Here is a 23,753-nt window from a genome sequence, read left to right as displayed (position 1 = left end):
GCGGCCGGTGCCGTCATCGCTCCTCGTCGGCCGCACCGACGCGCGCGGGGCTGCGGTCGAACGTCAGCCCGATCGAGTCGGGGATGTGGGCCGTCGAGACACGCTTGCGGAACACCCAGTAGGTCCAGCCCTGGTAGAGCAGCACCACCGGCGTGAGGATCACGGCGACCCAGGTCATCACGGTCAGCGTGTAGTGCGTCGAGGACGCGTTGGTGACGGTGAGCGAGTTGGCCGGGTCGAACGCCGGCATCACGTCGGGGAACAGCGAGCCGAAGATCAGCACGACGGCCGCCACGATGGTCACCGCCGAGGCGATGAACGCGAGACCCTCGCGCCGCGTCCGGGTGGCGAGCACGAGCACGACGAGCGCCACAGCGGCGACCGCGACGGCGGCCCACGTCCAGGCGGCGTCCGAGTAGGCGACCTGCGCCCAGATCGCCCACGCGGCGGCGACCACGAGGGTGACGGGCGCGAGACGCGCGGCGAGCGACGCGGCCCGGTCACGGATGTCACCGGCGGACTTCAGCGCCAGGAACGCGGCGCCGTGCGTGAGGAAGATGAGCGCGGTCGTCGCGCCGCCGAGCAGCGCGAACGGGTTGAGCAGCGCCCAGAACCCGCCGACGTACTGGTGGTCGGCGTCCAGCTCGACGCCGCGCACGATGTTCGCGAACGCCACGCCCCACAGCACGGCGGGCACCCAGGAGCCGACGATCAAGGCCCGGTCCGCCCAGGCGCGCCAGCGGTCGTCGTTGATCTTCCCGCGCCACTCGAACGCCACCACGCGGATGATCAGCGCGAGCAGGATGAGCAGCAGCGGCAGGTAGAAGCCGGAGAACAACGTCGCGTACCACTCGGGGAACGCGGCGAACGTCGCGCCGCCCGCGGTGAGCAGCCACACCTCGTTGCCGTCCCACACCGGGCCGATCGTGTTGATCATGACGCGGCGCTCGCGCTCGCGGTCCTGCTTGTGCGGCAGCCAGCCGAGCAGCATGCCGACGCCGAAGTCGAACCCCTCGAGCACGAGGTACCCCGTCCACAGGACGGCGATGAGGATGAACCAGACGGTGGTCAGCTCCATGGTCGTCTCCTGTCAGTACGCGAAGGACAGCGGGGCGTCGGCGTCGTCGTCGGTGCGCGCCTCCGGACTGGGGTCCTTCTCGGACGGAGCGACCCCTTCGATCGTGTAGCGGTGCATGAGGCGGTACCAGAGCACCGCCAGCACGCCGTAGAGCAGCGTGAACGCGACCAGCGAGATCGCGATGCTCGAGACGCCGGGCACCGTGGACACGCCCCGCGCGGTGATCAGCCACACGCCGTCGACGCCGGACGGGTTCGGGTTGGGCGCGACCACCCACGGCTGGCGGCCCATCTCCGTGAAGACCCAGCCGGCCGACGAGGCGAGGAACGGGGTGGCGATCGCGGCGATGCCGAGCGTCCCGAACCACGTCTTGCCCGTGACCCGGCCCTTGCGGGTGAGCCACAGCGCCGCGACGGCGAGCGCGGCGGAGCCGATGCCGAAGCCGATCATGAGGCGGAAGCCCCAGTAGGTGACCGTGAGGTCGGGCTGGTAGGAGATCGGGTCGCCGTTCTCGTCGGTGTACCCGAACTTCTGCTCGTACTCCGCCTGCAGGTCGTCGACGCCCTGGAGCGTGGCGTTGAAGTCGCCCGTCGCGAGGAACGACAGCATGCCGGGGATCTCGATGACGTGCGTGACGTTGTCGCAGTCGTTGGACAGGTTGCCGATCGCCAGGATCGAGAAGGAGACGTTGGACGACGTCGTGCACAGCGCCTCGGCGGACGCCATCTTCATGGGCTGCTGCTCGAACATCAGCTTGGCCTGCTGGTCGCCGGTGATCGCGACACCCGCGCCGCTGACGATGATGGCGACGAGGCCGACGATCACCGCGGGGCGGTAGACGTCCTTGGCCGTGGCCGCGTCACCGCGGCGGACCAGCCTGACCATCCACCAGGCGGCGATGCCGGCGACGAACGTCCCCGCCGTGAGGAACGCGGCGGAGATCGTGTGGGGGAAGGCTGCGAGCACGGTCGGGTTGGTGAGGACCGCCCCGATGTCGTTCATCTCCGCGCGGCCCGCCTTCTCGTTGAAGATCGCGCCGACCGGGTGCTGCATCCACGAGTTCGCGGCGAGGATGAAGTAGGCGGAGAGGTTGGTCGCGATCGCGACGGCCCAGATGCACGCGAGGTGGATCTTCTTGGGCAGCTTGTCCCAGCCGAAGATCCACAGCCCCAGGAACGTCGACTCGACGAAGAACGCGGCGAGCGCCTCCATCGCGAGCGGTGCCCCGAACACGTCGCCGACGAAGCGTGAGTACTCGCTCCACGCCATGCCGAACTGGAACTCCTGCACGATGCCGGTGGCGACGCCGATCGCGAAGTTGATCAGCAGCAGCTTGCCGAAGAACTTGGTCAGGCGCAGCCAGCGCTCGTTGCCGGTGCGGACCCACGCCGTCTGCATGATCGCGACGAGGGGCGCGAGGCCGATCGTCAGCGGTACGAAGATGAAGTGGTAGACGGTCGTGATGCCGAACTGCCAGCGGGCGAGGTCGAGGGCGTCCACAGGATCTCCGAGCGGGGGAGTGCGAGTCGGTGGTCGTAAGTCCGCGGGGTGCTCGAGCAGCTTCTAGGAGCGGACCTGGGGAAACGCTAGGACGGGGTCCAGTCTGCCCCTGGGACCAAGGTCCCGGGTACTGACACGCTGTCGTCTTCTTCGAGCGGCGATGGCGGGCCCGGACCAGGTGTCTGTGCGATACTGACCGCGGTCCACAAAGCGTCCACACCGCCCCGTGAACCCGTGAGCTCGCCGCATCGACCACGTCGCGTGCGCCAGCCGCCGCCCGGCAGTCCGCCAGGTCCCCGATCGGGGCCGGGATTCCGTCAGGCAGGCGATGGCCCCGGCCAGGTGCAGCAGCCATGACCGACGACTTCCGTCGCCGCGCGCAGCGTGAGCGACGACCGACCCGCTACGGGCCGCCACACGTGTGGACGGCGGTTCGTGGTACCCAGGAGCACCTCGCGTGATGTCCGACAACACTCCCGAGTCCGCAGTCACCACGTCGACCGGGAGTGAGGCAGCGCCGGCCCCGGCGCGTCGCCGCCGCGCCACCCGTAGCGTGGCCGCCCCGGACGCCGTCTCGACGCCCGCGCCCGCCGCCGTGGAGGCCCCCGCTCTCGAGGCTGCCGCCGAGGCGCCAGCCAAGAAGCCCGCGCGCAAGCGCGCCAAGCCCGCGACCGACGTGGCCGAGACGCCCGCCGGCGACGCAGCGACCGAGGCCCCGCGCGCCGCTCGTTCGCGGGTTGGCCGCAAGGCTGCCGCGCCCGTCGAGGCCTCGGTCGTCGAGGCCCCGGTCGTCGAGCCCTCGGTCACCGAGCCCTCGGTCACCGTGGCGGAGACGCCCGCCCCCACGAAGACCCGCAAGCGCGCCACGCGGCCGGCAGCCGCGGCCGACGCCGTCGTGCCGGCAGCCGAGCCTTCCGCCGCAGCGCCCACTGCACCACTCGCCGCCGCACCCACCGTTGCTGCCCCCGCCGAGGCGGCGCCCGTCGCCGCCCCCGAGAGCGCCGCGCCCGCCCGCCGGCGCCGCGCGAGCTCGCGCCCCGCGGCTGCGCCCGGTGCGCCGGTCGAGGCGGCGGCACCCGCTGCCGCAGAGCCCGTCGAGGACGCACCGGCGCTCGACGTGCTCGCGGCGTTCGCCGAGCCGGCGGCAGCCGCGCCGGCGGCAGCCGCGCCGCGGACCTCCCGCTCGGCTCGTGCCCCGCGCAACGCCCCCCGGTCCGCCCCGGCCACCGAGGCCGCGCCGCCCGCCGCGCAGCCGCGCCTGGCGACGACCGCGCTCCTGTTCCAGGCGCCCGACCCCACGGCCTCCCGCCAGCGCCGTCGCCGTGCGACGTCCAGCGCCGGCTCGCCCGAGGCGATCTCCGAGGCCGCACGGATCGAACGCGAGCAGGAGGAGCAGGCCGAGCTCGAGGCCGCCCAGCTGGAGGCCGCTCGGCTGGAGTCGGCCGACGGCGAGACCGAGACCGAGGACGCCCCCGTCGTCGAGGAGCGCCCCGCCGCCTCCGGCAACCGCAGCTCGCGCCGTCGTGGCCGTCGAGGCCGCGGCGGCGAGCCGCCGCGTGCTGCTGACGACGAGCCCGCCGAGGAGACGCCGGCCGAGGACGAGGCAGACGAGACCGACGAGACCCGCGACGTCGAGGGTGCGCCCGCGGCGGAGGTCGAGAGCGAGACCGACGAGAACGACGAGGACGAGGACGACGAGTCCGGCGAGGCAGGCGGCAACGCCCCGCGTCGTCGTCGCCGCCGGGGCGGCCGCGGCCGTCGTCGGCCCGACGCGGGAGAGGCCACCGCGGGCGACGCGACGGCTGACGACGCGGACGGCACGCCCGAGGGCGAGCCTGGCAGCGCCGACCCCGAGAGCACCCCGAACGAGGACGACGACGAGTCCGACGAGGACGGCGAGCCCGGCTCGTCGAGCCGTCGCCGTCGCCGTCGCCGCCGCGGCTCCGCCCGACCGGGCGAGCCCGACGCCGAGCCTCGCCCGGCCCGCACGCGCCCGGTCAGCGACGAGGTCACGGCGCTGCGCGGCTCGACCCGCCTCGAGGCCAAGCGCCAGCGCCGCCGCGAGGGCCGCGACGCCGGTCGTCGCCGCCAGATCATCACCGAGGCCGAGTTCCTGGCCCGCCGTGAGTCGGTCGACCGCTCGATGATCGTCCGCGAGAAGGCCGGTCGCACGCAGATCGCCGTGCTCGAGGACGGCGTGCTCGTCGAGCACTACGTCTCGAACCAGGCGTCGGTCTCGATGGTCGGCAACGTCTACCTCGGCCGCGTGCAGAACGTGCTGCCGAGCATGGAGGCCGCGTTCGTCGACGTCGGCAAGGGCCGCAACGCCGTGCTCTACGCCGGCGAGGTCAACTGGGACGCCGCGAACGTCGAGGGCGGCTCCGCCCGTCGCATCGAGCAGGCGCTCAAGTCCGGCGACTCCGTGCTGGTCCAGGTCACCAAGGACCCGATCGGCCACAAGGGCGCCCGTCTGACGTCGCAGGTCACGCTCGCAGGGCGCTACCTCGTGTACGTGCCCGGCGGCGGCATGACCGGCATCAGCCGCAAGCTGCCCGACATCGAGCGCAACCGCCTGAAGAAGATCCTGCGCGAGGTCGTGCCGGACTCGGCCGGCGTCATCGTGCGCACCGCGGCGGAGGGCGCCTCCGAGGAGGAGCTGCGCGCGGACATCGCGCGCCTGCAGTCGCAGTGGGACGCCATCGAGAAGAAGTCCAAGACCGCGTCCGCCCCGGCCCTGCTCCAGGGCGAGCCGGACATGGCCATCCGCGTGGTCCGCGACATCTTCAACGACGACTTCGGCTCCCTGGTCGTCCAGGGCGACGAGGCGTGGTCGACGATCTCGCAGTACATCGACGAGCTCGCGCCGGACCTGGCGCAGAAGATCTCGAAGTACACGGGCACGGGCGACGTGTTCTCGGCGCACCGGATCGACGAGCAGCTGGCGAAGGGGATGGACCGCAAGGTCTGGCTCCCGTCGGGCGGCTCGCTCGTCATCGACCGCACCGAGGCGATGACCGTCGTCGACGTCAACACCGGCAAGTTCACCGGATCGGGCGGGACGCTCGAGGAGACGGTCACGCGCAACAACCTCGAGGCCGCCGAGGAGATCGTGCGCCAGCTCCGGCTGCGTGACATCGGCGGCATGATCGTCGTCGACTTCATCGACATGGTGCTCGAGTCCAACCGTGACCTCGTGCTGCGGCGCCTGGTCGAGTGCCTGGGACGCGACCGCACCAAGCACCAGGTCGCCGAGGTCACCTCGCTCGGCCTCGTGCAGATGACCCGGAAGCGCGTGGGCCAGGGCCTGGTCGAGGCGTTCTCCGAGACCTGCGAGCACTGCCACGGGCGCGGCTTCATCGTGCACGACGAGCCGATCGAGAAGAACGGCCGGTCCGACGCGGGCGCCGCTCAGCAGGTCCCCGCCGAGCCGTCCGCGGGGGCCGGCGAGCCCAAGCGCGCGCGTCGCAAGCGCGGCGGAGCGGCCGTCAAGGAGCCCGCCGGCGGCGCGCCGCACTCGCCCGTGCCGGTGCTGCCCGAGGCGCGCGAGGCCGTCAAGGCCACGCTCGCCACGATCGCCGCGGCCGCTGCGCACGCGCACGACCACGACCACGACCACGACGTGCCCGTCGGCGACGCGATCGTCGTCGACGACCTCGTCGCCGTCGAGACGTTCGAGGAGCTCGAGGTCGAGGCGGCCGACGAGCCCGTCGAGGCACCGGAGGCCGACGAGGCCCCCGAGGCCGAGGCCGTCGCCGACCGCCCTGTCCTGGACGTGCTGGCCGCCTTCGCGGACCACACGCCGGCGCCGACGAGCGACGCGACCCTCGAGCTCACGCCCGTCGACGCGGTCCTCTTCGAGGTCAGCGAGGGCGGCGAGGCCGATGACGACGCCACCGACGAGCAGGGCGACCAGCCCGACGGCTCGCCGCAGCACTGATCGACCCGGCTCCCGGCGTGGCCTTGGTCACGTCGGGGGTCGGACGGACCTCCGCGCCGCCGTCCAGGTTTGACCCTGGGGTGCTGGGTCCGTACCCTGGACTGTCGGCGCGTCTGGTGCGCGCCGATCACCGTGCCGCCGCAGCGGCGCTCATGCGAACCCCGCACCTCACCGGCTCATGTCGGCGGATCGGGTCGTGCGCGGGCGCCGACGGGGCACCCGCAGACAGCAAGCAGTTCGACGAGCAGAGATGAGCAGCAACGTGGTGTACGCGATCGTGAAGGCTGGCGGCCGCCAGGAGAAGGTCGCCGTCGGCGACATCGTCGTCGTCGACCGCCTCGCCGCCAAGGCGGGCGCCTCGGTCGAGCTGCCGGCGCTGCTGCTGGTCGACGGTGACAAGATCACCACCGACGCCGCGGCCCTGGCCAAGGTGACGGTGACGGCGGAGGTCGTGCGGGACGAGAAGGGTCCCAAGATCGACATCCTCAAGTACAAGAACAAGACCGGTTACCGCGTGCGCAAGGGTCACCGTCAGCAGCTGACCCGGCTCAAGGTCACCGGCATCTCCTGATCTCGCGCCGTCGGCCGGACGGCTATCGGGATACAGCCCCCCATTCTCTGAGCACGAAAGCAGGTTCGTCATGGCACACAAGAAGGGCGCGAGCTCCTCGCGCAACGGCCGCGACTCGAACGCCCAGCGCCTGGGCGTCAAGCGCTTCGGTGGCCAGGTCGTCAAGGCCGGCGAGATCATCGTCCGCCAGCGTGGCACCCACTTCCACCCCGGCGTCAACGTCGGCCGTGGCGGCGACGACACGCTGTTCGCGCTGACCCCCGGTGCCGTGACCTTCGGGACGCGTCGTGGCCGCAAGGTCATCGACATCGTCGCCGTCGAGGCCTGAGCCTCACCCAGTTTTCTCGTACGAAGGGGCGCACCGGTGCGGTGCGCCCCTTCGTCGTGTGACCATCGCAGTAGCCAGACCCCGCCCCACCTGTGACACGAGCGCACTCGTGTGGCTCCCCGGAGCCGCACGCGCCACGCTCGGTCACAAGACGGGCGGGATCGGAACGAAGGAGGACAGCTGTGGCGACATTCGTCGACCGGGTCGTGCTGCACGCGACCGGCGGTGACGGTGGGAACGGCTGTGCGTCCATCCACCGCGAGAAGTTCAAGCCCCTGGCCGGGCCCGACGGCGGCAACGGCGGCAACGGCGGCTCGGTGATCCTCGAGGTCGACCCGCAGGTCACCACGCTGCTCGAGTTCCACCACCTGCCGCACCGCCACGCGCCGAGCGGCACGCAGGGCATGGGCGACCACCGTGCGGGCAGCACGGGTGGCGACCTGGTCCTGGGCGTCCCGGACGGGACGGTCGTGAAGTCCCAGGACGGCGAGGTCCTCGCCGATCTCGTCGGCGTGGGTGCGCAGTTCGTGGTCGCCGAGGGTGGCCGCGGAGGGCTGGGTAACGCCGCGCTGTCCTCGCCGCGCCGCAAGGCACCGGGCTTCGCGCTGCTCGGCGAGCCCGGCAACGCGCTCGACGTCGTGCTCGAGCTGAAGTCGATCGCGGACGTGGCCCTGGTCGGCTACCCGAGCGCCGGCAAGTCGAGCCTCGTCGCGTCGATCTCGGCCGCGCGGCCGAAGATCGCCGACTACCCCTTCACCACCCTGATCCCGAACCTCGGCGTCGTGCAGGCGGGCTCGGCGCGCTACACGGTCGCCGACGTCCCCGGGCTCATCCCGGGTGCGTCCAAGGGCAAGGGCCTCGGCCTGGAGTTCCTGCGCCACATCGAGCGCTGCGCCGTCCTGGTGCACGTGCTCGACTGCGCGACGCTGGAGCCGGACCGCGACCCGATCTCGGACCTGGACATCATCGAGGCGGAGCTCGCGCTGTACGCCGGCGACCTCGGCATCGAGGGTGGCCGCGTGCCGCTGACCGAGCGCCCGCGCATCGTCGCGCTCAACAAGATCGACGTCCCCGAGGCGCGTGAGCTGGCCGAGATGGTCAAGCCCGAGCTGGAGGCGCGCGGCATGCGGGTCTTCGAGATCTCGACGGCCTCCCACGAGGGCCTGCGCGCGCTGACGTTCGGCCTCGCCGAGCTCGTCGAGAAGGCGCGTCGCGAGGCACCCGTGCCCGAGGCGACCCGCGTCGTCCTGCGACCGAAGGCCGTCGACGACGCGGGCTTCACGGTCACGCGCCGCGAGAGCGGTGGCGCGGTCTGGTACTCGCTGCGCGGCGAGAAGCCCGAGCGCTGGGTGCGGCAGACCGAGTTCTCGAACGACGAGGCCGTCGGCTACCTCGCCGACCGTCTCGCGCGGCTCGGCGTCGAGGAGCGGCTCTTCGCCGCGGGCGCCGTCGCGGGTGACGAGGTCCGGATCGGTCCGGACCACAACTCGGTCGTCTTCGACTGGGAGCCCACCCTGCTCACCGGTTCGGAGCTGCTCGGCGGCCCGCGCGGCACCGACCAGCGGATCGAGGAGCGGAGCCGTCCGACGCGTGGCGAGAAGCGCGTCGAGTACAAGGACCGCATGGACGCCAAGGCGCTCGCCCGCGAGGAGCTGTGGACCGAGCGCAAGCAGGGCCACTGGGCGGACCCGGCCGACGAGGCCTGAGGTCGCCCGGCCTGTCCGGTCCATGAATGGACGCACGGCTCGGCGGCGGCACGCGGCACAATGCCCACGTGACCGCCGCCGCACTGCTCGACCGCCAGCAGCTCCCGGCGGCTGCGCGGGTCGTGGTCAAGGTGGGTTCGAGCTCGCTCACCAGCCCTGACGGTCGGTTGGACCCGGAGCGTCTGCGCGCCCTCGTCGAGGTCCTCGCGGCCCGGCGGGAGGCCGGCGGGCAGGTGGTCCTCGTCTCCTCGGGTGCCATCGCCGCCGCCATCGGCCCGCTGGGACTGGCCGCCCGCCCGCGTGACCTCGCGACGCAGCAGGCGGCGGCGTCCGTCGGCCAGGGGCTGCTCGTCGCGCACTACACGCGCGCCTTCGCCGACCACGGACTGCGAGTCGGGCAGGTGCTGCTGACCGCCGACGACACCGTGCGGCGCGGCCACTACCGCAACGCGCACCGCGCGCTCACCCGCCTGCTCGACCTGGGCGTGGTGCCGGTCATCAACGAGAACGACGCGGTCGCGACCGACGAGATCCGGTTCGGCGACAACGACCGGCTGGCGGCGCTGGTCTCCCACCTCGTGCACGCCGACGCGCTCGTCCTGCTCACCGACGTCGACGCGCTCTACACCGGCCCGCCCTCGCGGCCCGGGTCGCGCCGCATCGGTCGCGTCGACGGCGCCGCGGACCTCGACGGCATCGACGTCGCGTCGCGGGGGAGCGCCGTGGGCACCGGCGGCATGATCACCAAGCTCGAGTCGGTCGCGATCGCCACGCAGTCGGGCATCCCCGTGGTCCTCACGTCCGCTGCCCAGGCCGCCTCGGCGCTCGCCGGCGAGGACGTCGGCACGTGGTTCGCCGCGACCGGCCGCCGCACGTCCATCCGCCTGCTCTGGCTCGCGCACGCCGCCAAGGCGCACGGTCGGCTCGTCCTCGACGAGGGGGCGGTGCGGGCCGTCGTCGACCGCCGGACCTCGCTCCTGCCCGCCGGGGTCACCGGGTTCGAGGGCGAGTTCGAGGCCGGGGACCCGGTCGAGCTCGTCGGCCCCGACGCGGTCGTCGTCGGTCGCGGCCTGGTGGCCTACGGGTCCGACGAGGTGCCGCGGCTGCTCGGCCGCTCGACGTCCGACCTGAGAGTCGAGCTCGGTGCGGGCTACGACCGCGCCCTCGTGCACCGCGACGACCTGGTCCTGGCGCGCCGCCGACGCTAGTTCGAGTGTGCGTCTGCCTGTTCGTGCCGAGCTCGAGGGTGACGGCGCCTGCTGGCCTGCTCCGGTGCTGCGAAGCCTCCGCTTGACTCGTGTTTAGATGATCTTCAATATAGAAGCATGTCAATGCAACGCGACCTCGTGATCGTCGGTTCCGGCCCCGCCGGCTACACCGCGGCCATCTACGCAGCACGTGCCGGGCTCGCCCCGCTGATCGTCGCCGGCTCGGTGACCGCGGGCGGCGCCTTGATGAACACGACCGAGGTCGAGAACTTCCCGGGCTTCCCCGACGGCATCCAGGGCCCCGAGCTCATGGAGAACCTGCAGAAGCAGGCCGAGCGCTTCGGTGCCGAGGTGCTGTGGGACGACGCGACGTCGCTCGAGCTCGACGGCCCGGTCAAGAAGATCGTCGTCTCCGGTGGAGAGACCTACCTGGCCCGGTCGGTGATCTTGTCGACCGGCTCCGCGTACCGCGAGCTCGGCCTGGACGACGAGAAGCGTCTGTCCGGTCGCGGCGTGTCCTGGTGCGCGACCTGCGACGGGTTCTTCTTCAAGGACCAGGAGATCATCGTCGTCGGCGGCGGTGACTCCGCGGTCGAGGAGGCCACGTTCCTGACCCGGTTCGGCAAGCGCGTCACGATGGTCCACCGCCGCGACCAGCTGCGCGCCTCGAAGATCATGGCCGACCGAGCCGCGAACGACCCGAAGATCGAGTTCGCCTGGAACTCCGAGATCGTCGCCATCGCCGGCGACGCCAAGGTCACGGGCGTGACGCTGCGCGACACCGTGACGGGCGAGACCCGCGAGCACCCCGCCACGGGCGTGTTCGTCGCGATCGGCCACGTGCCGCGCTCCGAGCTGCTCGTCGGGCAGATCGAGCTCGACGACGCCGGCTACGTCAAGGTCGTGGGCCGCACCACCGCGACCAACCTGCCCGGCGTGTTCGCGTGCGGCGACCTCGTCGACCACACCTACCGCCAGGCCATCACCGCCGCCGGCTCCGGCTGCTCCGCCGCCCTGGACGCCCAGCACTTCCTCGCCGCGCTCGACGATCGGTCCGAGGTCGCACCGTGACCGCCGCAGCCATCGCGCCGTCCGCACCGGCGGTCAGTCCGGGCCGACTCTCGACGCTGGACCGCTGGCTGCCCGCGTGGATCGGGCTGGCGATGGTTGCAGGGTTGCTGCTCGGACGGTTCGTGCCGGGCGTGGGCGACGCACTCGAGGCGGTGCAGGTCGGCGGGATCTCGGTGCCGATCGCGCTCGGTCTGCTCGTGATGATGTACCCGGTTCTGGCCAAGGTGCGCTACGACCGCGTCGGGGCCGTCACCGGCGACAAGCGCTTGCTGGTGTCCTCCCTCGTGCTCAACTGGGTGGTTGGTCCGGCGCTGATGTTCGCGCTCGCCTGGTTGATGCTCCCCGACCTGCCCGAGTACCGCACCGGCCTGATCATCGTCGGGCTCGCGCGGTGCATCGCGATGGTCGTCATCTGGAACGACCTCGCGTGCGGAGACCGGGAGGCGGCCGCGGTCCTGGTCGCGCTGAACTCGATGTTCCAGGTCGTGGCGTTCTCCCTGCTGGGCTACTTCTACCTCACGGTCCTGCCAGGCTGGCTCGGTCTGGACTCCCAGGGCCTGGACGTCTCGATGGGGCAGATCGCGCTGAACGTGCTGGTCTTCCTCGGAATCCCGCTGGTCGCCGGGTTCGCCTCGCGATGGATCGGCGAACGGCGCCGCGGGCGCGACTGGTACGAGTCGAGCTTCGTCCCGCGGATCGGGCCCTGGGCGCTGTACGGGCTGCTGTTCACCATCGTGCTGCTGTTCGCTCTGCAGGGCGACGCCGTCACGAGCAACCCGCTGGACGTCGTGCGCATCGCCGCACCCTTGCTGGCCTACTTCGCCATCATGTGGGGCACCGGCATGGCCACCGGCCGCGTCCTGGACCTCGGCTACGCCCGGTCGACGACGCTGGCGTTCACGGCCGCCGGCAACAACTTCGAGCTCGCGATCGCCGTCGCGATCGGCACCTTCGGCGCGGCGTCCGGTGAGGCGCTCGCCGGCGTCGTCGGGCCCCTGATCGAGGTCCCCGTGCTCGTCGGCCTCGTCTACGTCTCGCTCTGGCTCGCGCGCCGATGGCCGCAGCCGCAGATGCCCGCAACGCTGGGAGGCGACCGTCATGACCGTTGACACGTCCTGCGACTCGTTGGAGTCCATCACTGACAGGGCCATGGGTGCGCCGGCCGCCGACCAGGTCGCCCGAGCTCTCAAGGCGCTGGCTGACCCGCTGCGTCTGCGGGCGTTGTCGCTGATCGCCGCGTCACCGACCCACGAGGCGTGCGTGTGCGACATCAGCGAGCTCACGAACGTCTCCCAGCCGACCGTCTCCCACCACCTCAAGGTCCTCAAGGACGTCGGGCTCGTGACCTCCCAGCGGCGTGGCACGTGGGTCTACTACCGGATCAGTCCGGACCACACGGGTGCGATCCGCTCGCTGCTCGAGTCGTTCGCCCCTGCGACCGTCGACCATGGCGAGCCCGGGCTCTCAGGAGTCGAGGACGGGATCGCGGATCTCGACCACATGCTCGACCGAATCACCACCGACCTCACCGACCGGTTCCCGGCCATCGATCCCACGCGCATCCGCGACGTCGTGCGCGACTCCTCCACCGCCCTCGCGCGCACAGCGGGACTGCGCGCGCACCTCGTGGTCCTGGCCGAGAAGTTCGCGCGCCAGCGGCTCGAGGACCTCAACCGCATCGACGGCGTGGCCAGCGTCCCGCACGTCCTGTTCGTCTGCGTCGCCAACGCCGGCCGCTCCCAGCTCGCCGCTGCCCTGCTCAACCACTACGCCGGCGACGCGATTGCCGTCCGCTCCGCTGGCTCGGCCCCGTCCGAGAGCGTCCATGCCCTCGTGCAGCCCGCCCTCGCCGCCCTCGGCGCGACGGACGATGCCTTCCCGAAGCCGCTGACCGACGACGCGGTCCGCGCGGCGGACGTCGTGATCACCATGGGCTGCGGCGACGTGTGCCCGACCTACCCCGGCATCCGCTACGAGGACTGGGCGGTCGGCGACCCGGCCCTGGCCTCACCCGAAGGCGTCGCGGCTATCCGTGCCGACATCGACGCCCGCGTGCGAGACCTGCTCGCCGACCTCGCACCCCACCTGCAACTGCCCGCCTGAACCCCTCTGCAACTGCCAAGGAGAACCATGAGCACCAAGCCCAGCGTCCTGTTCGTCTGCGTCCACAACGCCGGCCGCTCCCAGATGGCCGCCGGCTTCCTGACCGCGCTGACCGGCGGTGCCGTCGAGGTCCGCTCGGCCGGATCGATGCCCGCCGACCAGGTCAACGTCGTCGCCGTCGAGGCGATGGCCGAGGTCGGCATCGACATCCGGGCCGAGCAGCCCAAGGTGCTGACCACCGAGGCTGTGCAGGCCTCCGACGTGGTCGTGACGATGGGATGCGGGGACGCCTGCCCCTACTTCCCGGGCAAGCGGTACGAGGACTGGGTGCTCGAGGACCCCGCCGGGCAGGGCATCGAGTCGGTCCGGCCCATCCGCGACGAGATCCGCGGGCGCATCCTCGCGCTGCTCTCCGAGCTCGGCGTCGAGCCCGTCTCGGTCTGACGGGTCGACGGACGCACCCTGGTCGGGTGCGTCCGCCGAGGCCGCGTCAGTGTGCGGCCAAGGGCTTGCGCGCCCGGACGATGGCGCCGTGCATGCCCTCGGCGACCTCGTGAGTGAACGTCACCTCGGCATCGGCGAAGCCTGCGGCGGCGAGCCCCTGGACGTACTCGGACCGCGACAGCGCGCCGGCGATGCACCCGACGTACGAGCCCCGCTCCGCCCGGTCCCGCTCGCTGAGGTGGTCTTCGGCGACGACGTCCGAGATCCCGATGCGGCCTCCGGGAACCAGCACGCGGAAGGCCTCGGCCAGGACGGCAGGCTTGTCGGTCGACAGGTTGACCACGCAGTTGGAGATGACCACGTCGACCACGGCGTCGTCGAGCGGCAGGTCCTCGATCGTGCCCCGGAGGAACTCGACGTTCGTCGCGCCGGCCTTGGTGGCGTTGGCGCGCGCCAGCTCCAGCATCTCGTCGGTCATGTCGACGCCGTAGGCGAACCCGTCAGGCCCCACCCGCCGGGCGGAGAGCAGCACGTCGATGCCGCCACCCGAGCCGAGGTCGAGCACCCGCTCGCCCGCTCGCAGGTCGGCGACCGCGAGCGGGTTGCCGCAGCCCAGCGACGCGGCGAGGGCCTCGGCGGGGATGCTCACGGCGTCCTGCGCGCTGTAGAGGGAGGCGCCGAACTTCTCGTCGACGACGATCTGCTCCGGATCGCACGACGCGCCGCTGCAGCAACCCTGGTCGCCGCCCTGGACGGCGGCCAGCGCGTACCGCTGACGCACCTGCTCGCGCACCTCGTTCATGTCATCCGCCTTCCCGCTCATCCATCGATAGCTGTCGATGCCCAATCTGGGCGATCCATCGATCGATGTCAATATCGACAGCCGTGGATGTCTGGGGCAGAATCGGACGATGCCACTCGACATGCTGCCGGTGACGACCGCGACCGACGGCGCGTGCTGCGGACCGCAGACCCGCGCGCCGCTCACGGAGCGAGCGGCCGTCGACCTGGCTCGGACGATGAAGGCGCTCGCTGACCCTGCTCGGCTGCGCCTCCTCTCGCTCATCGCCGCGCACGAAGGTGCGGAGGCCTGCGTCTGCGACCTCGTTGACCCGGTCGGGCTGAGCCAGCCCACGGTGTCGCACCATCTCAAGGTGCTCGTCGACGCGGGGCTCGTCACGCGGGACAAGCGCGGGGTGTGGGCGTACTACGCGCTCGTCCCCGGGGCGTTGGCGGCCGTGACGCACGAGCTCGGCACCCACCTGGCCCCAGGCTCGCGCTGACCGGCGCGGGCGCGGGGTCTCTCTCCACGGGACGGGCCGGACAACCCGTCGGCGACCGGACTACCCTGGCCGGATGACCACGTCGCTCGACGCCCCCGACCTCACGACGACCACCCCCGGCACGCCGGCCCCGGTGGACGTCGCGGCGGAGGTCGAGGCGGTCGCGACCCGCGCCAAGCGGGCGTCGCGCCGACTGGCGACCGCCAACCGGGCCACCAAGGACGCCGCGCTGCACGCGCTCGCGGACGCGCTGGTCGCCGCGACCGACCGGATCGTCGCCGCGAACGCCGAGGACCTGGCGCGCGGCCGCGAGTCGGGGATGGCCGCGGGCCTGCTCGACCGCCTCGCGCTGGACCCGCAGCGCATCGTCGCGATCGCCGACGCGCTGCGCGAGCTCGCCGCGCTGCCGGACCCCGTCGGCGAGGTCGTGCGCGGCTCGACGCTGCCCAACGGCCTGCGGCTGCGCCAGGTGCGCGTGCCGATGGGCGTCGTCGGGATGATCTACGAGGCGCGCCCGAACGTGACCGTCGACGCCGCCGGGCTGGCGCTCAAGAGCGGCAACGCCGTGATCCTGCGCGGCGGCTCGGCGGCGGCGTCGAGCAACGCCGTGATCGTCGAGGTGCTCGCCGCAGCGCTCGAGTCCCGGGACCTGCCCGGCGCGCTCGTGCAGTCGATCGACGCCTGGGGGCGCGAGGGCGCAGTGGCGCTCATGCGGGCCCGCGGGCTCGTCGACGTGCTGGTGCCGCGCGGGGGAGCCGACCTCATCCGGACCGTCGTGCGCGAGTCGACCGTGCCCGTCATCGAGACCGGCGTCGGCAACGTGCACGTCTACGTCGACGAGAGCGCCGACCTCGCCGTCGCGCTGCCGATCCTGCTGAACGCCAAGACCCAGCGCGTCGGGGTGTGCAACGCGGCCGAGACGCTGCTGGTGCACCAGGGCGTGGCCGACGAGTTCCTGCCGATCGCGATCGCGATGCTCGCCGACGAGGGCGTGACGATCCACGGCGACGCCGAGACCCTCGCGCTCGCGCCCGAGGAGGCCGACGTCGTGCCCGCCACCGACGAGGACTGGGCCACCGAGTACCTGTCCCTCGACCTCGCCGTCCGCGTCGTGGAGGACCTCGACGAGGCGCTCGAGCACATCCGCACGTGGAGCTCGGGCCACACCGAGGCGATCATCACGCGCGACCTCGCAGCCTCGGAGCGGTTCGTCGCCGAGGTCGACTCGGCGGCCGTCATGGTCAACGCCTCGACGCGCTTCACCGACGGCGGGCAGCTCGGCCTGGGCGCCGAGATCGGCATCTCGACGCAGAAGCTGCACGCCCGCGGCCCGATGGGCCTGGCCGAGCTCACGACCACCAAGTGGATCGTGCACGGCGACGGGCACGTCAGGCCCTGATCGCTCAGACCCCCGTGCGACACTGGTCGCCAGCCCAACCACCCCTGGAGGAAGTCACGTGCACGCTGCCCTGATCTCCGCTGCCGAGCAGGCCGCTGAGCACACGACCGAGCTGCCGTTCCCGCCCGTCGTCTTCGGGCTCGGGGCCTTCGGTGGGCTCATCGCGATGCTGCTCATCACCTACGCCTTCCGTAGCGTGGGCACGCGCCACTGAGCGCCGCGGGCCCTGGGGAGATGACGACGCGACGACCCCGGCTGGGGGTGATGGGCGGCACGTTCGACCCCATCCACCACGGCCACCTCGTCGCCGCGTCGGAGGCTGCCGCGACGTTCGACCTCGACGAGGTCGTGTTCGTCCCGACCGGCCGGCCCACCTTCAAGCTCGACCAGCAGGTCACCCTGCCGGAGCACCGCTACCTGATGTCCGTGGTCGCGACCGCGTCGAACCCCCGGTTCACCGTGAGCCGCGTGGACATCGACCGTGAGGGTGTGACGTTCACCGTCGACACCCTGCGGGACCTCAAGGACACGCGGCCGGACGCCGAGTTGTTCTTCATCACGGGTGCGGACGCCATCGAGCAGATCCTGACGTGGAAGGATGCGGAGGAGCTGTTCTCGATGGCGCAGTTCGTGGCGGTCACCCGCCCCGGGCACACGCTGACGGTCGACGGCCTCCCGCGGGACCGAGTGCACGTGCTCGAGATCCCCGCACTGGCCATCTCCTCGACCGACGTCCGCGCGCGTGCCCAGGCAGGGAAGCCCGTCTGGTACCTCGTCCCTGACGGGGTCGTCCAGTACATCGCCAAGCACAGGTTGTATCGAGGTCTGTCATGAGTGAACCCGGAGAGCGGCGGCGTCGCCGTGACCTCCACCGCAGCGCCGAGACCGGCGCTGTCGAGTCGACCCCGCCTGCCCCCGCGCAGCCGGCGCCGGCAGGTCCCACGACGCCCGCAGCACCACCCGCCACCGGCTCGACGCCCGCCGCGCCCGGTTCCCGCCGCGCGCGCCGCGTCTCCGAGCCGATCCCCGCGCAGCCGTCGGGCTGGCCGACGAGCGCCGCGGCGCCCGCGCAGCCTGCCTCAGCTCCCGCACGGCCCTCGGCTGCACCCGCGCAACCTTCGGCTGCACCCGCGCGGCCGACGAACGGCGCGCCGCAGACGTCCTGGCCCGCGGCCCCCCCGCAGCCGGCGAGCGCGAGGCCCGCCGCGTCGGCGCCCCGCCCGCAGACGTCGCCCTCGGCGCACCCGCGCACCTCTGCCCCGCAGATGTCCGCTCCCCAGCCCGCGTCGCCCCAGTCCGCGGCACCTGCTCCCACGCGGCTCCCGGCCGCCAGCACGCCGCCGCGCACCGCGTGGGGGACGGCCTCGGAGGTCCGGGCACCCGGTGGCCCCTCGGCCACCCCGAACGCCGCGCCGCGCAGTGCCGTCGCGGACTCCACGGCGACCTCCCGTCCGTCGAGCTCTGGCCCCCGGCCGGCCGCAGGGGACGCGCCGACGTACGGCGGCGACGCCGCGCGCTCGCGCCGATCGAGCCGCGACACCGTGCTGGACCCCACTGCGAGCCCGCGACCTGTCACGCAGGGCACGCCGTCGTGGTCCGCCCCGACCCCGCGCACGGCGCCGGCCGCCCCCTCGGCGTTCCAGCAGCCGGCCGCCGCACCTGTCCCGGAGCAGCGCGCGCCCTGGGCGCCTCGCACGCCGGAGGCCGCTCAGCCGCCGGTCCAGCGCCCGGCCGCTCCGGCCGCTCCGGCCGCGTGGACCCCCACGGCCCAGCCCGCGCGGCCCGCCGAGCCCGCGCCTGTGCGCCCGACCCCGTCGCCCGGGGTCGGCTGGTCCGCTCAGCCTGATCACGCGCCGGTCACGCCAGCCGCGCCGGCCGGTCCGGCCGCCGCGGGCGCTTCCGACGAGATCGCGCCCGCGTGGGCGCCCGTCGCCGTCGGCCTGCCCGCCGCCGAGTCCGCCGCGGCCCCGCACGTCGACGAGCTCGACGACGAGGACGAGGCCGAGCGCAAGCCGCGGCACCCGTACACCTGGCTGCACCTGATCGTGCTCGCCCTGGTCGCCTTCGTCCTGGGCTTCCTCATCATGCTGCTCGTCGTGAACGGCCGTCCTGACGGCAGCGCCTCGGGCGCGACGACGGGCGGCGTGCACCTCGCGTCGTCCTCGGGCGCCGTCACACCCTCGTCTGTCTGATCCCCTGATCCAAGGAGTCCCGTGCCTGCCACCGAACGCGCCGTCGAGCTTGCCATCGCGGCAGCCCGCGCAGCTTCCGACATCAAGGCCGAGGAGATCATCGCCCTCGACGTGAGCGAGCAGCTCGTCCTCACGGACGTCTTCCTCATCGCGTCCGGCACCAACGAGCGGCAGGTCGGCGCCATCGTCGACGCCGTCGAGGAGTCCCTGCACAAGCTCGGTGCCAAGCCGGTGCGCCGCGAGGGCAAGTCGGCCGGCCGCTGGGTGCTCGTCGACTTCGGCGACGTCGTCGTCCACGTGCAGCACTCCGAGGACCGCGTCTACTACGCGCTCGAGCGCCTCTGGAAGGACTGCCCGGTCATCGAGCTGCCCGAGGACGCGAGGGGCACCGAGCCGAGCGACGTGGCGTGACGGCCGGCCGGCTGCTGCTCTGGCGGCACGGACGCACCGCCTACAACGCCGAGGCCCGCCTCCAGGGCCAGGTCGACATCCCGCTCGACGACATCGGGCGCTGGCAGGCTCGCACGGCGGCTGCCCGCATGCTCGAGCGGCACGAGCCGACGCACATCGTCGCCTCCGACCTGGTCCGGGCCGACGAGACCGCGCGCTTCCTGGCGCGCGCCGCCGGCCTCGAGGTCGTCCCCGAGGTCCGCGTGCGCGAGCGCGCGTTCGGCGACTGGGAGGGCCTGACGGGCGACGAGATCCACGCGAGCTGGCCCGAGGACTTCGCGCTGTGGCGTGCCGGGGGAGAGCCGTCGCGCGTCGGCGCCGAGACCCGTGCCCAGGTCGCCGCCCGCACGTCCGAGGCCATCAACGAGCGCGCCGCCGCGCTGGACCGCGGCGACACCCTCGTCGTCGTCTCGCACGGCGCGGCCATCAGTTCCGCGGTCGGCGAGCTGCTGGGGATGGCGCCCGAGTGGCGTGGCTTCGTCGGCATGCTCAACGCCCACTGGGCCGAGCTCATCTCCTCGACCGTCGACGGCCGGGCCTCCTGGCGCATGACGGGCTACAACCTCGGCCCGACGGACGCCTCGTCGGACTGGAACGCCGGACCCGACACCGTGCACGGCTCCGAGGCCGACGCGCAGACCCGCGACCCGGACTGAGCCAGCGCGGGCGTACGCTCCGAACCGTGCCCACCGCCGGGGTCGACCCCGCCAAGCTCGACCCTGCCTCCGCGGGGTGGCTCGGCTGCCTCGAGGACTCGGCGGTCGATCACGAGGGGTGCCTGGCTCGCCTGCACGAGCTCATGACCCGGGTGGCTCGGCGCGAGATGGGCCGGCGCGCGCACCAGATCGCGGTCTCGGGCCGCGAGCTCGACGACCTCGCCGTGCAGTCCGCGGGCGACGCGATGCTCGCTGTGCTGGCCAAGCTGGACCAGTTCCGCGGCGAGTCCCGGTTCACGACGTGGGTCTACAAGTTCGTCATGCTCGAGGTGTCCGCGAAGGTGGCTCGCCACCAGTGGCAGCACCACGCGCCCGGGCGGACCGAGGTGGACTGGGAGGTGCTGCCGGACCGGATGGGGCTGGGCCCGGAGGAGCACGCCGTGCAGCGCGAGCTCGTCTCCGAGGTCGCGCGGGCCGTCGACGAGGACCTCACCGACTACCAGCGCCGCGTGTTCGTCGCCGTGCTCATCGACGGCGTGCCGCTCGAGGCCGTGGCCGTAGGGCTGGGCGTCAGCCGCAACACCGTCTACAAGGCCCTGTTCGACGCGCGGCGCAAGGTGCGCGCGGCCCTCGTCGAGCACGGGCAGCTTGGCCAGGGGGAGGGGAGGCCGGCATGAGCGACTGGACGCGCGTCGAGCACTTCCTGCACACCGACCCCGCCGACGTCGGGTGCGACGAGGCCATGGCCGTGCTGGAGGTGTACGCCGAGCTCACCCACGCGGACCCGCGGTCCGCCCGTGCCCGCTACCCCGGCATCGCGGTCCACCTCTCGCAGTGCGGTCCCTGCGCCGAGGACCTCGCCGGGATCCTGCGCGCGCTCGTGGCCGACGCCGCCGACGAGAGCTGATCGGGGCGACGAGGTAAGAACCGCTTCCCGCGTGACGCAGATGAGATGTCCAACCTCTCCGACGAGAAAAGGCATCTCATGAAGCGCATGACCCGGTGGGGCGCGATCGTCGCCCTGTCCTCCGCATCGGTCCTGGCCGCCGTCCCCGCGCTCGCGAACGAACCAGCGCGGCACGCACCGACGCCCTCGGTGGTCTACGTCCCGACCAACGACCCGGGCGGCAACGCGGTCCGCGTCTACGACCGCGCCGACGACGGCTCGCTCCACGCGGCCGGCTCCTACCCCACCCACGGATCGGGCGGCGCTCTCGACGGCGCGGTCGTCGACCGGCTGGCATCCCAGGGCTCGACCGTGCTCGACCGCGGTGCGGGCCTGCTCTACGTCGTCAACGCGGGAAGCGACAGCCTGAGCGTGTTCGCCGTCGACGGTGACCGGCTGCGGCTGCGCGACGTGGTGCCGACCCGCGGCGAGTTCCCGGTGAGCGTCGCCGTGCACGACGCGCGCGTCTACGTGCTCAACGCGCGCGACGGCGGATCGGTCCAGGGCTTCGCGCGCATCGGCTCCCACCTCGTCGCCGTGCCGTCCTGGCACCGCGATCTCGGGCTGGACCCGACCGTCGCGCCCGAGTTCACGCACACGCCGGGTCAGGTCGCGTTCGGGCCCGACGGCCGGACCCTGCTCGTCACGACGAAGGCCGCGGCGAACAGCATCGACGTGTTCACCTTCGGGCCGTTCGGGCGGCCGTCGCACGCGCCGACGGTGACGTCGCTGCCAGGCGCGGTGCCGTTCGCGATCGAGCTCGACGCCCGCGACCACGTGGTCGTCGCGGAGGCGAGCGGCAACGTCGCGACCTTCGCGCTGGGCGCGCACGGCACCCTGGCGGCCATCGACGTGCAGCCGACCGCTCAGGCGGCGACCTGCTGGATCGTGGCGTCCGGCGACCAGTTGTGGGCCTCGAACGCGGGCAGCGCCACCCTGAGCGGCTTCGACGTCGCACGCTCCGGCACGCTCACGGCGACCGGCCGCACCGCCACCAACCCGGGCACGGTCGACGCGACCGTGAGCAGCGACGGCCGCTGGCTCGACGTGCAGACCGGCGCCCTGGGGACCGTCGACACGTTCCGCATCGGCGCGGGTGGTGCGCTGACCCCCGTGGGTACGGTCACCGTGCCCGGCACGATCGGTGGCGAAGGCCTGGCCTCCTCCTGACCGCCACCCCCGGGACCGGGCTCCGGCCCGGTCCCGAGGGCGGGCGGTGCCCGATTGGCTTTCCGGGCGCGGATCGTCTTAAACTCTCCGAGCGCCCGCAAGGGTGTGGTGGTCCGCTCCGGTGGACCGCGGGGCTGTGGCGCAGCTGGTAGCGCACCTGCATGGCATGCAGGGGGTCAGGGGTTCGAATCCCCTCAGCTCCACCATTTTCGCAGGTCAGAGGCCACGTCGGGATCCTGAACACAGGAGCTGGACGTGGCCACTAGCCATTTAATAGCCAGAATTGATCCCGGCATCGAGTCCGCAGGGTTGAGTCTCGGACCGCCTCGTCGCGTCTTGGACGTCCGCCGCACACCTGCTGGCATGGACACCACCGTGAGGTCGGCCACAGAGCCGTCGATGACCCTGCCCGAGCTCGCCGCGTTTTTGTCGGTGAGCGGTCAGTCCTATGGGCTCCCCACTGCGCCACGCGAGGCGGGCGGTGCAGACCTGCGATGGAGCGGCGCGTTGCGCGAGGGAGGCGGCATCGATGTGATGCAGATCACATTGTGATCCCACGACCGGCGCGCAGCGTCCGGTCTAGCGTCGCAGGTAGCCCAGGCAACCGAAAGGGGACTGGGTTGTAGTGATCTCAGCACTCACTTCGTTCGAGGGGGAAGCATGGCGCGCGGGTCGAATTCTCGTGTTGTCTCAGTACTGGCCGCCGTCGCTTTGTCTGTCACCGATGCCTTCGCGGCTGCGGTACCCGCAGACGCAGCCATGAATTCCAAGTGTGGGCTGTACCCGGGTACGCCATACCGCTCCGGCGGTCACACCTACTACTCATCGATCACAACGTGCGGGAACTCCGCCTATGCGGCCTACGCAAAGGCGCAGCTTCGTCGGGTCAGCACCGTCGTCGCGTCCGCCCCTGCGGCCAGCAGCGGCGGAACGACGACACTCACGTCTTCGTCCTCGACGACGTCCTGCACCGCAGGCAACTACCGCACGTACGGCTGGGGCAACGACACCTTTACCGGCGCAGAAGAGGGTTACGGCGCATACGCGTCGATCTCGTGCTGAGCGCGAAGTCGAACGCCGGTCACCTTCCTGCGGCCGGAGCGGCGATCCTGGCGCTCATCGTGACGCTCCTGTTGGGGGCCTGCGGACCGACGGATCGAGACCCTACGCCATCGTTGTCATACGGGTCGGGACCGATTACTGAGGCGCAGTACGTGGGAATCGTTCGCGCGGTCAGGCAGTGCATGGTGGACAAGGGGTATGACGTCAACGAGGTTAAGAAGCGGCCCGATGGCGTCACGTTCGGGTTTACGTTCAGCGGCGGGGCTGGCACGCAAGTCGATGCGAGTGGCAAGACCGTCAGCGGGCCAGACGATCAGGCAGCTTGCGAGCAGCAGTACGGGCTCATGGAGGCCGAACTGGCGATTCAAGACCAGAACGCGGCGACGGGAGCCGAACGTGAGGCGACCTTTGCTGATTTCGCAGCGTGCCTCGATACGGCTGGGGTGCACGCCTTGAGCTCGGCGGACACGGTGAGCCAGGTGCAGGACAAAATCGCGCGCGCAGTGAATGACGGCGGCGACGGTGATGCGGCTGGTGCATGCTGGACGCAGTACAAGGCGCAGCTCTTCGGTTCAGCAGGCTGATGCGGCACATCCGTGCGGGCTATGGGGCCCTGCTCGTAGTCCTGGTCGTCGGTGCAGTGCTGGCA

Annotated in this window: 24 protein-coding genes and 1 tRNA gene; 22 read left to right on the top strand and 3 right to left on the bottom strand. The window is 72.2% G+C overall.

Annotated features, from left to right (window positions below; translation table 11 throughout):
- Positions 1-13 precede the first annotated feature (13 nt).
- The gene (cydB, locus tag EDF34_RS03895; protein WP_123370014.1) at positions 14-1,078 is read right to left on the bottom strand and encodes a cytochrome d ubiquinol oxidase subunit II; all 1,065 of its coding nucleotides are present in this window, start codon (positions 1,076-1,078) and stop codon (positions 14-16) included.
- A 12-nt stretch (positions 1,079-1,090) separates the two neighbouring features.
- Positions 1,091-2,578: a cytochrome ubiquinol oxidase subunit I gene (locus tag EDF34_RS03890; RefSeq protein WP_123370013.1), complete on the bottom strand. Its 1,488-nt coding sequence runs from the start codon at positions 2,576-2,578 to the stop codon at positions 1,091-1,093.
- A 460-nt stretch (positions 2,579-3,038) separates the two neighbouring features.
- Here EDF34_RS03890 and EDF34_RS03885 point away from each other — a divergent pair, with 460 nt between their 5' ends.
- From EDF34_RS03885 to EDF34_RS03845, 9 genes are all read left to right on the top strand, one after another.
- Positions 3,039-6,515 carry an Rne/Rng family ribonuclease gene (locus EDF34_RS03885; RefSeq protein ID WP_123370012.1) on the top strand — a complete coding sequence of 1,159 codons (3,477 nt, stop codon included), beginning with the start codon at positions 3,039-3,041 and terminating at the stop codon, positions 6,513-6,515.
- 262 nt (positions 6,516-6,777) lie between these two features.
- Positions 6,778-7,086, top strand: coding sequence for a 50S ribosomal protein L21 (gene rplU, locus EDF34_RS03880; RefSeq protein WP_199721427.1), 309 nt, complete (start codon positions 6,778-6,780; stop codon positions 7,084-7,086).
- Positions 7,087-7,156: 70 nt separating this feature from the next.
- Positions 7,157-7,414, top strand: a complete 258-nt coding sequence (rpmA, locus tag EDF34_RS03875) for a 50S ribosomal protein L27 (protein WP_123370011.1) — start codon at positions 7,157-7,159, stop codon at positions 7,412-7,414.
- 182 nt (positions 7,415-7,596) lie between these two features.
- Positions 7,597-9,120 carry a GTPase ObgE gene (obgE, locus tag EDF34_RS03870; RefSeq protein WP_123370010.1) on the top strand — a complete coding sequence of 508 codons (1,524 nt, stop codon included), beginning with the start codon at positions 7,597-7,599 and terminating at the stop codon, positions 9,118-9,120.
- Between the two features lie 68 nt (positions 9,121-9,188).
- A complete protein-coding gene (gene proB / locus EDF34_RS03865; RefSeq protein ID WP_123370658.1) occupies positions 9,189-10,328 on the top strand; it encodes a glutamate 5-kinase in 1,140 nt (379 codons plus the stop codon).
- A 117-nt stretch (positions 10,329-10,445) separates the two neighbouring features.
- Positions 10,446-11,399 (top strand): thioredoxin-disulfide reductase, encoded by a 954-nt coding sequence (gene trxB / locus EDF34_RS03860; RefSeq protein WP_123370009.1) that lies wholly within the window; start codon positions 10,446-10,448, stop codon positions 11,397-11,399.
- A complete protein-coding gene (gene arsB, locus EDF34_RS03855) occupies positions 11,396-12,508 on the top strand; it encodes an ACR3 family arsenite efflux transporter (protein ID WP_123370008.1) in 1,113 nt (370 codons plus the stop codon). Before trxB ends, arsB begins: the two co-directional genes overlap by 4 nt.
- Entirely contained in the window at positions 12,498-13,502 is a 1,005-nt protein-coding gene (locus tag EDF34_RS03850; RefSeq protein ID WP_123370007.1) for a metalloregulator ArsR/SmtB family transcription factor, read from the top strand. Before arsB ends, EDF34_RS03850 begins: the two co-directional genes overlap by 11 nt.
- Positions 13,503-13,529: 27 nt before the next feature.
- Complete coding sequence (locus EDF34_RS03845; protein WP_123370006.1) at positions 13,530-13,946, top strand: arsenate reductase ArsC; 417 nt, start codon at positions 13,530-13,532, stop codon at positions 13,944-13,946.
- A 46-nt stretch (positions 13,947-13,992) separates the two neighbouring features.
- Here EDF34_RS03845 and arsM read toward each other — a convergent pair whose 3' ends face one another.
- A complete protein-coding gene (gene arsM, locus EDF34_RS03840; protein ID WP_123370005.1) occupies positions 13,993-14,748 on the bottom strand; it encodes an arsenite methyltransferase in 756 nt (251 codons plus the stop codon).
- 109 nt (positions 14,749-14,857) lie between these two features.
- Between arsM and EDF34_RS03835 the strand changes: the two genes are divergently transcribed.
- The 13 genes from EDF34_RS03835 to EDF34_RS03780 all read left to right on the top strand — a co-directional run bounded on the left by EDF34_RS03835 (position 14,858) and on the right by EDF34_RS03780 (position 23,688).
- A complete protein-coding gene (locus EDF34_RS03835; protein WP_123370004.1) occupies positions 14,858-15,229 on the top strand; it encodes a metalloregulator ArsR/SmtB family transcription factor in 372 nt (123 codons plus the stop codon).
- A gap of 73 nt (positions 15,230-15,302) precedes the next feature.
- Positions 15,303-16,628, top strand: coding sequence for a glutamate-5-semialdehyde dehydrogenase (locus EDF34_RS03830; RefSeq protein WP_123370003.1), 1,326 nt, complete (start codon positions 15,303-15,305; stop codon positions 16,626-16,628).
- A gap of 58 nt (positions 16,629-16,686) precedes the next feature.
- A complete protein-coding gene (locus tag EDF34_RS17645; RefSeq protein WP_199737621.1) occupies positions 16,687-16,842 on the top strand; it encodes a hypothetical protein in 156 nt (51 codons plus the stop codon).
- Between the two features lie 20 nt (positions 16,843-16,862).
- Positions 16,863-17,462: a nicotinate-nucleotide adenylyltransferase gene (nadD, locus tag EDF34_RS03825; RefSeq protein WP_123370002.1), complete on the top strand. Its 600-nt coding sequence runs from the start codon at positions 16,863-16,865 to the stop codon at positions 17,460-17,462.
- Positions 17,459-18,820, top strand: a complete 1,362-nt coding sequence (locus EDF34_RS03820; RefSeq protein ID WP_148076570.1) for a hypothetical protein — start codon at positions 17,459-17,461, stop codon at positions 18,818-18,820. Before nadD ends, EDF34_RS03820 begins: the two co-directional genes overlap by 4 nt.
- A 21-nt stretch (positions 18,821-18,841) precedes the next feature.
- The gene (gene rsfS / locus EDF34_RS03815; RefSeq protein WP_123370000.1) at positions 18,842-19,231 is read left to right on the top strand and encodes a ribosome silencing factor; all 390 of its coding nucleotides are present in this window, start codon (positions 18,842-18,844) and stop codon (positions 19,229-19,231) included.
- Positions 19,228-19,926: a histidine phosphatase family protein gene (locus tag EDF34_RS03810; RefSeq protein ID WP_123369999.1), complete on the top strand. Its 699-nt coding sequence runs from the start codon at positions 19,228-19,230 to the stop codon at positions 19,924-19,926. Before rsfS ends, EDF34_RS03810 begins: the two co-directional genes overlap by 4 nt.
- A 26-nt stretch (positions 19,927-19,952) precedes the next feature.
- Positions 19,953-20,603, top strand: coding sequence for an RNA polymerase sigma factor (locus tag EDF34_RS03805; protein WP_199737619.1), 651 nt, complete (start codon positions 19,953-19,955; stop codon positions 20,601-20,603).
- The gene (locus tag EDF34_RS03800; protein WP_123369998.1) at positions 20,600-20,833 is read left to right on the top strand and encodes a hypothetical protein; all 234 of its coding nucleotides are present in this window, start codon (positions 20,600-20,602) and stop codon (positions 20,831-20,833) included. The genes EDF34_RS03805 and EDF34_RS03800 overlap by 4 nt, the downstream gene beginning before the upstream one ends.
- A gap of 45 nt (positions 20,834-20,878) precedes the next feature.
- Positions 20,879-22,042, top strand: coding sequence for a hypothetical protein (locus EDF34_RS03795; RefSeq protein ID WP_199737617.1), 1,164 nt, complete (start codon positions 20,879-20,881; stop codon positions 22,040-22,042).
- Positions 22,043-22,172: 130 nt separating this feature from the next.
- Positions 22,173-22,248: transfer RNA gene (locus EDF34_RS03790), tRNA-Ala, on the top strand.
- A gap of 193 nt (positions 22,249-22,441) precedes the next feature.
- Positions 22,442-22,594, top strand: coding sequence for a hypothetical protein (locus tag EDF34_RS03785; protein ID WP_158615037.1), 153 nt, complete (start codon positions 22,442-22,444; stop codon positions 22,592-22,594).
- 503 nt (positions 22,595-23,097) lie between these two features.
- Entirely contained in the window at positions 23,098-23,688 is a 591-nt protein-coding gene (locus EDF34_RS03780; RefSeq protein WP_123369995.1) for a hypothetical protein, read from the top strand.
- Positions 23,689-23,753: the final 65 nt, after the last annotated feature.

It is taken from the genome of Cellulomonas sp. PhB150 (genome assembly GCF_003755175.1).
GTDB lineage: Bacteria > Actinomycetota > Actinomycetes > Actinomycetales > Cellulomonadaceae > Cellulomonas.
This window is presented reverse-complemented; position numbering and strand designations above follow the sequence as displayed.

Bases quoted from the DNA above. Each gene is read 5' to 3' on its own strand.
- cydB (WP_123370014.1), bottom strand. From the start codon at position 1,078: ATGGAGCTGACCACCGTCTGGTTCATCCTCATCGCCGTCCTGTGGACG.
- EDF34_RS03800 (WP_123369998.1), top strand. From the start codon at position 20,600: ATGAGCGACTGGACGCGCGTCGAGCACTTCCTGCACACCGACCCCGCC.
- EDF34_RS03785 (WP_158615037.1), top strand. From the start codon at position 22,442: ATGACCCTGCCCGAGCTCGCCGCGTTTTTGTCGGTGAGCGGTCAGTCC.
- rpmA (WP_123370011.1), top strand. From the start codon at position 7,157: ATGGCACACAAGAAGGGCGCGAGCTCCTCGCGCAACGGCCGCGACTCG.
- EDF34_RS03830 (WP_123370003.1), top strand. From the start codon at position 15,303: ATGACCACGTCGCTCGACGCCCCCGACCTCACGACGACCACCCCCGGC.
- EDF34_RS03820 (WP_148076570.1), top strand. From the start codon at position 17,459: ATGAGTGAACCCGGAGAGCGGCGGCGTCGCCGTGACCTCCACCGCAGC.
- EDF34_RS03795 (WP_199737617.1), top strand. From the start codon at position 20,879: ATGTCCAACCTCTCCGACGAGAAAAGGCATCTCATGAAGCGCATGACC.
- EDF34_RS03850 (WP_123370007.1), top strand. From the start codon at position 12,498: ATGACCGTTGACACGTCCTGCGACTCGTTGGAGTCCATCACTGACAGG.
- EDF34_RS03885 (WP_123370012.1), top strand. From the start codon at position 3,039: ATGTCCGACAACACTCCCGAGTCCGCAGTCACCACGTCGACCGGGAGT.
- EDF34_RS03845 (WP_123370006.1), top strand. From the start codon at position 13,530: ATGAGCACCAAGCCCAGCGTCCTGTTCGTCTGCGTCCACAACGCCGGC.
- arsM (WP_123370005.1), bottom strand. From the start codon at position 14,748: ATGAACGAGGTGCGCGAGCAGGTGCGTCAGCGGTACGCGCTGGCCGCC.
- trxB (WP_123370009.1), top strand. From the start codon at position 10,446: ATGTCAATGCAACGCGACCTCGTGATCGTCGGTTCCGGCCCCGCCGGC.
- EDF34_RS03835 (WP_123370004.1), top strand. From the start codon at position 14,858: ATGCCACTCGACATGCTGCCGGTGACGACCGCGACCGACGGCGCGTGC.
- nadD (WP_123370002.1), top strand. From the start codon at position 16,863: ATGACGACGCGACGACCCCGGCTGGGGGTGATGGGCGGCACGTTCGAC.